The organism is uncultured Veillonella sp. (assembly GCF_963534045.1).
In the GTDB taxonomy this organism is placed as follows: Bacteria; Bacillota; Negativicutes; order Veillonellales; family Veillonellaceae; genus Veillonella.
Window position 1 is genome coordinate 1 of record NZ_CAUSQT010000048.1, and the last position, 8,619, is coordinate 8,619.

The window sequence follows — 8,619 nt, forward strand, 5'->3', positions numbered from 1 at the left end:
CTAACGAGCACTATATATGGTTCTACAATTTAGTACAGGCCTGTTCTAATTCTAACGAGCACTATATATGGTTCTACAATTTAGTACAGGCCTGTTCTAATTCTAAAAAGGGTCTAGTGGTGTCTAATAAATAAAAAATCGCGGCTAGTTGATTAGAAATTAATTAACTAGTCGCGATTTTTTATATCTATATTTTTGTAAGGAATCCACTGTTCCCAATATTCATTAATTACACCTGCATGGTCGCCCAGGTGAGTACGTCATATATAAGAGCTACAACAACGGCCATAGCTAGTTGTCCGCCAATATAGACAGGCACAAGGTATATAAAAAAGGCCCACAAGGCACCGATAATTTTCATCCATACGGATCCAAGTTGTTTACTTTCAACCCAAGCCACAAACCGATCTAGAGGGTTGACGATTTTTATAATCCATCGTGGAACGTCCCTATCTGGATTGCACGCAGGCAAGTATAGCAGTAATAATGGCAATACAATGGCATCAATGGCGAGCAATGTGGTCAATGTCAAAGAGAACCAATCGGGTTCCCCTTCCCAGGTCACAGGATGCGAATAAAAACGAAGCCCCCACAAATAGGCTTTGTATACGATATACGGTTCTAATAGCCATAGTAAGGGCTTTGTAATATGCATAATAAACACTCTCTCTAAATTATAAATAGTATATTAATTATAGCATATTTTTAATATTTCATGATGTTAAAACACCAGTGTATTATGCAAAATAATAACACTGGTGTCTCAGCAAAAGATATTCTATTATTCCACAACGACCGTATTATCTCGTCTTACTGTTTCAAGCATTTTAGATCGTACTGTAGATTCTGTATCGAGTTTATGTTTTCCACCGTACCAAGCCATGTCGGCACCGGCAAGACGGAACATGATTTTACCATAAGCGCTACCCGAGGTATGTTCTGGTTTATTGAATCCCATATCAATGGACACGCGCGGTGTCAGTTGCAGTTCGGTACCAAGTCGCAACCCGTTTTTATCAGCGCTACGATTCAAAGTCCAGTGATAGGCTTCTCCATAGATGCGAGCCCAACGCGCATTTTTAAATGTTTTTCCATAGGATACGGTATAGCCATCGATAATGCGTTCCAATGCACCATTGACCATATGGTCATCACTCATACCACGATAATAGTTGAAACGGAACTCGCTTTCACCAGAAAGATACTCAAGACCAGCACTCATGCGTCTATGTTGGCCCTTGAAACGGTGGTCATAAAACAGGTTCGCGCCGTGCAAATGATGGTCATCACTGCTGATGCGGCGATACCCAAAACCGCTGTTAAGGGTCGTACCAATGTCCGCAGCGCGTGCCACTGAACCTTGGGTAAACCAAACTTGGCGGGATTTGTCGTCATAATGGCCTATAGGTTGCACTGTTTCTGCACTATAGAGGGGCTTCCAATCCTTCTGAAAGCTTAGCGCCACGGTGGTTCGTTTCATCCACGCCTTACCATTGGTATGCATATCATGATTGATATTGGACACCGCCACCGCATTGATCGCAGAATTCACCGCATCAACACTAGAATACCGCGTCGTTTTGCGCTCTGTTGTATCCATCACCAAAGGGCCGCTTTCACCAATCTGATGATCCGGCAAATAGGCCGGCGAAATGTGAAATTCCTCAGTATTCACTTGTCCATTTTTCGTAGAAGACGCCACATCACTGGCCCACACTGTCGGAACCAGTAGCAATCCACACAACACACACACTAAAAATCGCATATACACTCTCTCATAGTTAACGTTCACGTTTCATTAATGAAAAACTAATGAAATATCTATTAGTATACCGAAAAAATGTATATGCTGTCAAAAAAATGGCTGTAATAACATGCATTTACTACGCATGCTATTACAGCCATTTATAGTAGTATTCAGAATATGGTTTACGATGTCATTCAGCTAATTACAAATTTAGTGCTTCCATCCACTCTTTTTCTTTAAAGCCTACTAATACCTTATCTTCTAATACTAAAATCGGACGCTTTACGAGCATACCGTTGGATGCCAACAAAGCAAGTTTTTCCTCTTCGCTAAGGCCTGGCAATTTATCCTTTAATTGTTGTTCACGATAAATCAAGCCGGACGTATTAAAGAATGCTTTCAAATCCTTACCAGATTGAGGATACCATGCAGCGATTTCCTCAGCTGTAGGGTTTTCAGATTTAATATCACGATCCGTGTACTCAATATGATGATCATCTAAAAACTTCTTTGCTTTTTTGCAAGTTGTGCATTTTGGATATTCTACAAATAACATAGGAACTCCTTTATCTACATATAACACTAAGAATCATTATTCATATGTATAGTGTAGCAGATATATCGATTAATTTCAATTTATTGTTTTATATCATCTATTTACATATCGTCTACAGGAATAGCTGTACACCGTTGTATTGACTGTAACGCTTCAAGCAAACGACTATTCGTTTGAGCTTCACGCAAATCAAGATCCATTTGAACTCTTAAGAAAAAACCATTAGACATACCAAAATATTTGCAAAGCCGTAAATCCGTATCAGCAGTAATTCTCCGCTTATCATGTAAAATTTCTTGAATTCTAGATACAGGTACTTTAATATCTTTGGCAAGTCGATAAGCTGTCAAGCCAAGTGGTTCCATAAATTCTTCTTTTAACATCTCACTAATTGTTGGAGTAGGAATATAATTTTTCATAAGTGTAACTCCGCTAATGATATAGTGTCCTTATCCTTAAAACTAATAATCATAGAATATTTCTCCTTTATTATACCTGTTACGCAGGTATAATTCAATATCACTGCATATTTTACAGGTAAAAATATAAAACTAAACTACGATGATTTATTCTATAAAGATTTTCTACACGGATAATTTCAACACCTGCCTATGACACTAATAGTCACCACCTCTTATAAAAAATCACTCAATTATCGCTTATGATAATCTTCGTCACCTTGCTACCATTATGTTCAAAGAATATACCGCGAATGTTATCGCTATTATATCTAAGATATCCATAGAACCACCGGTTATTAAAGTCAATAAAATCAGGGCGTCCATAGACGTCCATAACCTTTTCCAAGGTGTCGCCAACGGCAATGCCTCGAGCAGTTACAGCATCGCGATTACTTACGGTTATATACCATACGATAGGTCTGCTATCTTGCATCAAGGAATGTCCGAATTTAATGCCTCCATAGGTAAGCTCATCACGTTTTTCGCTAGTCGGCTGACCAAGGCTAGCCTTTACTGCATCAAAAGATGTACCAAGGGACACACCTGCAATTTTCATATCTTCAGCAGGCAAATAGGCCCCTATAACCTGACCTGGTCTATAATGACGATACTGATCTGCCTTTGGCCAACTTGGTGAAAGCTTGGCATTACTTGTTTCTAAACGATCCATAGCTTTGCTCAGCCAACTAGCATTAGCAACAGAACTCATATTACCCGCCAGTAATACCGCAAAACCTAAACTAAGTGCTAAAAATTTTATTCTCATTATTCTCTCCTAAACTCTCAAAACTATATAAATGATAAAAGACTTATAAAACTAGAGAAATTTTCAAATTATCCCCACCCCAATATCCAAGAAAGGAGCTTTCTAAGTTGTAATAATAAGGGTGTAAGAATTAGGGCCAATATAACAACTAAAAGGGTACTCCACACTATACCATAGGCTTTCAATATTAATTCAATAATAAAGAATAAAGACTTAAAAGCAAAAGAAGAGTCTCTTTTTTCTGCTGTCCAAGATTTACACGCATAATATATATTAGGTTTAGATAAAAATGGATGAAGTTTTTTACACCACAAAATCAGCCAAGGTATAATCCATATATTACCAAATGTAAAAATCAATACTAGAACTTTATCACCTAATGGGTATAGTTCCAACACATAACGATCATAAATTAAGCCACAAAAAACATATATGGAAATACACCAAATTACTAAGAGTAATAGTTTTACAACGAGGCCTAAAACAATTTTTGTAATTGATTTACACACATTCACAAATATCTAACCCTCACAAACTATATGATATAAAAATATAATAACCTAACCCCAAAAAGCACAATGCTTCTCAGCATCAGTATACTATGCTGAGAAGCATTGTGCCTATTGTTTTATAGTTTATTCGTATTTGACGATATATACAATTCTATCTATAATATAAGAAGATAGTCAGACGAGTCGAAACGTCAGGCTCATCTCAAAACAATACAAACTTGTAGAAATGGCCTTTTCGTTTTACCTAGCTACCAGATGGTAACGGAGGGCTATTTTGCTATTGCTAGACAAATAAGCGCTATAAGGGCTCCAAAGGATATCATCACTGATAACATTCCAAGGATAATCATAATGATTTTATAACCACTCATACACACCCCTCCCTTCATAACGAAGAGAGGCCCAACCCCGTCTAACTATCCTACAGCTATTATATATCAAACTTTTGTTCTAAACAATAACCATCATATTATATGAATATATAGCTATAACGCTATCTTAGAGAATCTAAGATAGCGCTTTTTTTATGCCCATACGCATGGTGTTTTCAGTAAATTCTGAATCATATTGTGCCCTGCTATGACGGTCATAACTGATGGAGCGCAATAGGTAAATTCTGGGGCTGGCACAATCGTTTTGATGTAACAATCTTGTGTTTCCATAAATGATTTGTATGTGTCGAGTGAAAAGAGCCCATAGTTACCGCACAGTTCCCATTTATCTTTAGCGAGAAGGGCCAAAAATTCATCGGCATGTGGGTCATATGCAATGTTAGGCAAGGTGCTTGTTGTTAGCCCCGTATCACTGTTGGTACATGGAGAAATATGATACATATACCCTCTTGGTGTGATGCAAAGCATCCAAGGAATTGCTCTGGTCATAAGAATTCGTTTAAAAACGCTAAATACTTCTTGTAACCTAGATTTTCGCACATACAGAGCATAAAAAGTCTCCCTATATTCCGTTGGATCATCAGGTGTATCGAGATAGGTTTGTTCCACTATATCAACTGGTACATTGCATATATTGGCGAGGTCTTCAATCGAATGGCGCCACATTCCACTATGTACTAAACTAATACGCGTTTTAGGGAACAGTAAAATATATTCACTGCCAATATAATCAGATAAAGCACCAAAATGAATACCATCTTGACGATTAAACTCAGGAAATTGCATACGCCGATAATCAGTATCAATGCCCGTGCAGGCGTAACTTTCACCTAAAACAGTACTACCATAGGCCTCAATCTGATGAGGGTCCCAGTCCCCTAAGTCATCGCCGTACCGCATTTTGCCATGATCATAATGAAGCATCTTGGTATGCCCCGTAGGCGACACGCAGAGCACGCAAGGATACCCATACTGCTGCGTATACCAACCGCCCACGCTGTGCCAATCCGCAATCCGATTTTCAGGCCATGCAAACAAGTTCATCTCCACCGGCTGGTGTCCATGTACGCCATTCACAGACGCCGTGCCATGAATCGTATGCTTATACCAATTTCGACCAACTATATAGTGCCATGACAACGGCGGCGTCGGACCACGTTGGCCAACAGGATTACTAATCACGATGAGCAGACCCATCCGCGCTTCGCGATAGGGTCTAACGATATCATTGATTTGGCGCACTAAACCTTGATTCATAGGACATCCCCCTTTTATCTTACCAATCTTGATGAAAGCTAACGCTATTTACACCTTTAGTATAAACGGGAATATGCGTAAAATTTTGTGCATTATGACATAAGAACTCATTACTGCTTAAACTATGAGAAAGTTATATAATTATACTTAATAAAGAGAATCTATGTATTGTTATAGCTCCTATAAAAGAGATGATATAACCAGGAGAGGTTACTATGCAAAAATTACCACTATTAATAGGCGCTTTCATCATGAGCACTGTACTGTCACCAGCAGAGGCCATCGATGTCAATATTCCTGGTGCGGATGCGAAAATTCCAAAGGATGCATATATAAATTATCAAGCCACAAACCAAGCCATTGAACAGGATGTGGCCAATTATGTAGAAACCTTAAAGAGTACTGATAAAGCCAACGGCATTAGCAGAAACGAACTAGCCTATGCAAAAGAAGCCTCCATATATCGCGGAGAGCATTACCACAATACGGTGATTTCCGTTCACAATCACTACAGCCAGATTCGGCTTTCATTCCCCGTAGCAGGCATAAAGAGTGAATATAATATTGGTCGGTATAAAAATCCTGATCGCACCATAGAGGATTATCGCGTTATAACTGATAACGGCAATCTTAATCTAGAAATCGACTATGCAGATTACAAAGATCAGGATTGGCGCAACACTAAAATTGCCTATGAAAAACTAACAGACAAGGACGTTCGTAAGTTCTTACAAGATAAAGCAAAGAAGAATCTAGAAAAGCATATTTCTGATATAAAGGCGACTGTATTTTCATACCCTGCCGTTACCTACGGTACCTGGGACAGCATGAAAATGCCTTACCGCAAAAATGGTCAAAAAACAACGATGACCGTGGATACCATCAACTTTAAACATATGGGCTTTGCCATACGGTATCCTCTATATCACGCAGGTATCGCCTATTTCGATAATAAACCGGTGTTGAATAAGGTGCCTACTGACAATCTACTCGCCAATTACGTGCTTCCATCGGTGAAAAATCTCAATGAGTTGAATCAATATTCACGCATAGAAAATCTAAACGGCATACAGTATCGCGTACCTAAGGATGCCATATTCGATGGTGAAAGCAAGGACGAATATCAAGATATTAGATATTACAAAAAGGGCTCCATAACCTTTTTCATTTCTACTATCAATCCCGCTAAGAATCCGTATGCTGGCAATCCTATTATTAATGGTCATTACAATTTTAATAGAGAGTTACGTTCATTCTGGGATATGTACCGGTACCACCCAACACCAGATTATATAAATTACTCGGTTGTATGGAATAACAATATTCCTGGGCTCTCCATACACAGCTATGAACCGTATAGGGATAATCACATCCTAAACTTTGAATCCTATGATGGTACCTATCATTTTATCTATATCATCTTTTATCCAAAATTTTTAAGTGCTGAAGAAATCCAAAAATTACGAAATATGATTGAGTTCTTTGATTCTACGAATAATCCTGAGTTTAAACTACAGCAACATGTTGTGTTTCCAGAGAACCGCTAGTTTTCTATAGCTTCTTTTTTAACGTTTTAATCTTTTATTGTTAACGTCCTTCAACTTTAACTCATAACAAAAGCTCCGCCTTGAAAATACAAGACGGAGCTCTATATATTCCGTAGAAATCAATGTTATGTTATAAATAATGAGGTTTACTAACAATAGTCTTGTAACTATTGTAATTTTTGTAATGCCATTTTAATTTCTTTAATTTCGGCACGTAAATCTGCATTATCAGCTTGTAAATCCTTAATTTGCTGTGCCATTTCAAAACGGCTCATTTTTAAGGTAGGATCTTGATAGCCTAATTTAAAAGAAGCACCAAAGTTGAATGTACTTTCACTACCTAATGCCACACCAAGATGAACCATGGTATTTTCATTTGGTTGATAAGAGGTACCAATAGCACCAGCCGTTGTATTTTTATAATGGCCGACACTAGTTGCAAAGGACCATTTATCATTTGGATTATAGTCTAAGTAGTGTAACCCAGATAAAGCAGCCGTCGCAGCCCCAGCCTTATTAATTTTACGATCTACATTAATCATAACATTACTAATTTGACTAGTAGCATCACGTAATTGACTCACATTGACGGCATCTGTATCCGCCTCACCAGCAGCTACATCATGCATTTGCATATTTCCTGCATGAATACCAGCCTCACCATCATAGGTCAGCATAAGGCCATTTGGTTGACCATCACTAACAGTTATACCTGTAGGATTAACCTGTGTAGAATATATTTTCACATTACTTGGATCTGTATCTGGATCTGGACCTGGCATCATAGAGTTAGCAGCCGCCACATCAACAATACTTAATCCATTACCATTAAAACTCATACTCCTTTGATGATTCGCCACATCTAAAGTACCAGATGTAATAATGGTACGCTCATTACTATTATCTGGGAAATTGTCATTAATCATGATTTGATCACTTGAAATCGTGGTACCATCAAATGGTTGTGATGCGGGTTGTGTACCGACTCTAATCGTATCAGTGCCCACATCTACAGACGCACCGATAACATTGATACTCCAAATAGACATCATTGCCGCTAACACTAACAATCGCTTATTCATAATAACTCTCCCTCTAGCCTACACGGTCTCAGTCAAACACAACACATCTTTATAGATTTCCAGTTATGGACCCTTATGAATAGAGATACATTCTGACAAAACTATACATTCACTATTATAAGAGCTGCTTATTTCTACGTCAATAATATATTTTCATCCTATCTTCATGTTTTTTGAAAATTTAATTTTTATGTTAACACGACAATTCTAAAAACAGCCAGTACCGTAATCACAGTACTGGCTATTTGTATTCTATTTAGTTTTATGTAGCTATTTCAAATTACCTAATATAACGCGTA

The 8,619-nt window shown here is 38.0% G+C and carries 8 protein-coding genes; 1 reads left to right on the forward strand and 7 read right to left on the reverse strand.

The window, feature by feature from the left end; translation table 11 throughout:
* Window positions 1-229 precede the first annotated feature (229 nt).
* The 6 genes from RYP29_RS07435 to RYP29_RS07460 all read right to left on the reverse strand — a co-directional run bounded on the left by RYP29_RS07435 (window position 230) and on the right by RYP29_RS07460 (window position 5,691).
* A complete protein-coding gene (locus tag RYP29_RS07435; RefSeq protein ID WP_301835040.1) occupies window positions 230-655 on the reverse strand; it encodes a hypothetical protein in 426 nt (141 codons plus the stop codon).
* 126 nt (window positions 656-781) lie between these two features.
* Window positions 782-1,765: an inverse autotransporter beta domain-containing protein gene (locus RYP29_RS07440; protein ID WP_311532844.1), complete on the reverse strand. Its 984-nt coding sequence runs from the start codon at window positions 1,763-1,765 to the stop codon at window positions 782-784.
* Between the two features lie 184 nt (window positions 1,766-1,949).
* The gene (locus RYP29_RS07445) at window positions 1,950-2,303 is read right to left on the reverse strand and encodes a Spx/MgsR family RNA polymerase-binding regulatory protein (RefSeq protein ID WP_005380753.1); all 354 of its coding nucleotides are present in this window, start codon (window positions 2,301-2,303) and stop codon (window positions 1,950-1,952) included.
* A 101-nt stretch (window positions 2,304-2,404) separates the two neighbouring features.
* Complete coding sequence (locus tag RYP29_RS07450) at window positions 2,405-2,722, reverse strand: HigA family addiction module antitoxin (protein ID WP_156931841.1); 318 nt, start codon at window positions 2,720-2,722, stop codon at window positions 2,405-2,407.
* Window positions 2,723-2,951: 229 nt separating this feature from the next.
* Entirely contained in the window at window positions 2,952-3,530 is a 579-nt protein-coding gene (locus tag RYP29_RS07455; RefSeq protein ID WP_311532848.1) for a TonB-dependent receptor, read from the reverse strand.
* Between the two features lie 1,036 nt (window positions 3,531-4,566).
* Entirely contained in the window at window positions 4,567-5,691 is a 1,125-nt protein-coding gene (locus tag RYP29_RS07460; RefSeq protein ID WP_311532850.1) for a hypothetical protein, read from the reverse strand.
* 215 nt (window positions 5,692-5,906) lie between these two features.
* On the opposite strand from RYP29_RS07460, the gene RYP29_RS07465 reads away from it, so the two are divergent.
* Window positions 5,907-7,238: a hypothetical protein gene (locus tag RYP29_RS07465; protein WP_311532852.1), complete on the forward strand. Its 1,332-nt coding sequence runs from the start codon at window positions 5,907-5,909 to the stop codon at window positions 7,236-7,238.
* Between the two features lie 167 nt (window positions 7,239-7,405).
* On the opposite strand, the gene RYP29_RS07470 is transcribed toward RYP29_RS07465, so the two are convergent.
* Window positions 7,406-8,320, reverse strand: a complete 915-nt coding sequence (locus RYP29_RS07470; protein ID WP_311532854.1) for a YadA-like family protein — start codon at window positions 8,318-8,320, stop codon at window positions 7,406-7,408.
* Window positions 8,321-8,619: the final 299 nt, after the last annotated feature.

What these genes read in the sequence shown, in the direction of transcription:
- RYP29_RS07435 (WP_301835040.1), bottom strand. Translation starts at nt 655, where the DNA reads ATGCATATTACAAAGCCCTTACTATGGCTATTAGAACCGTATATCGTA.
- RYP29_RS07440 (WP_311532844.1), bottom strand. Translation starts at nt 1,765, where the DNA reads ATGCGATTTTTAGTGTGTGTGTTGTGTGGATTGCTACTGGTTCCGACA.
- RYP29_RS07445 (WP_005380753.1), bottom strand. Translation starts at nt 2,303, where the DNA reads ATGTTATTTGTAGAATATCCAAAATGCACAACTTGCAAAAAAGCAAAG.
- RYP29_RS07450 (WP_156931841.1), bottom strand. Translation starts at nt 2,722, where the DNA reads ATGAAAAATTATATTCCTACTCCAACAATTAGTGAGATGTTAAAAGAA.
- RYP29_RS07455 (WP_311532848.1), bottom strand. Translation starts at nt 3,530, where the DNA reads ATGAGAATAAAATTTTTAGCACTTAGTTTAGGTTTTGCGGTATTACTG.
- RYP29_RS07460 (WP_311532850.1), bottom strand. Translation starts at nt 5,691, where the DNA reads ATGAATCAAGGTTTAGTGCGCCAAATCAATGATATCGTTAGACCCTAT.
- RYP29_RS07465 (WP_311532852.1), top strand. Translation starts at nt 5,907, where the DNA reads ATGCAAAAATTACCACTATTAATAGGCGCTTTCATCATGAGCACTGTA.
- RYP29_RS07470 (WP_311532854.1), bottom strand. Translation starts at nt 8,320, where the DNA reads ATGAATAAGCGATTGTTAGTGTTAGCGGCAATGATGTCTATTTGGAGT.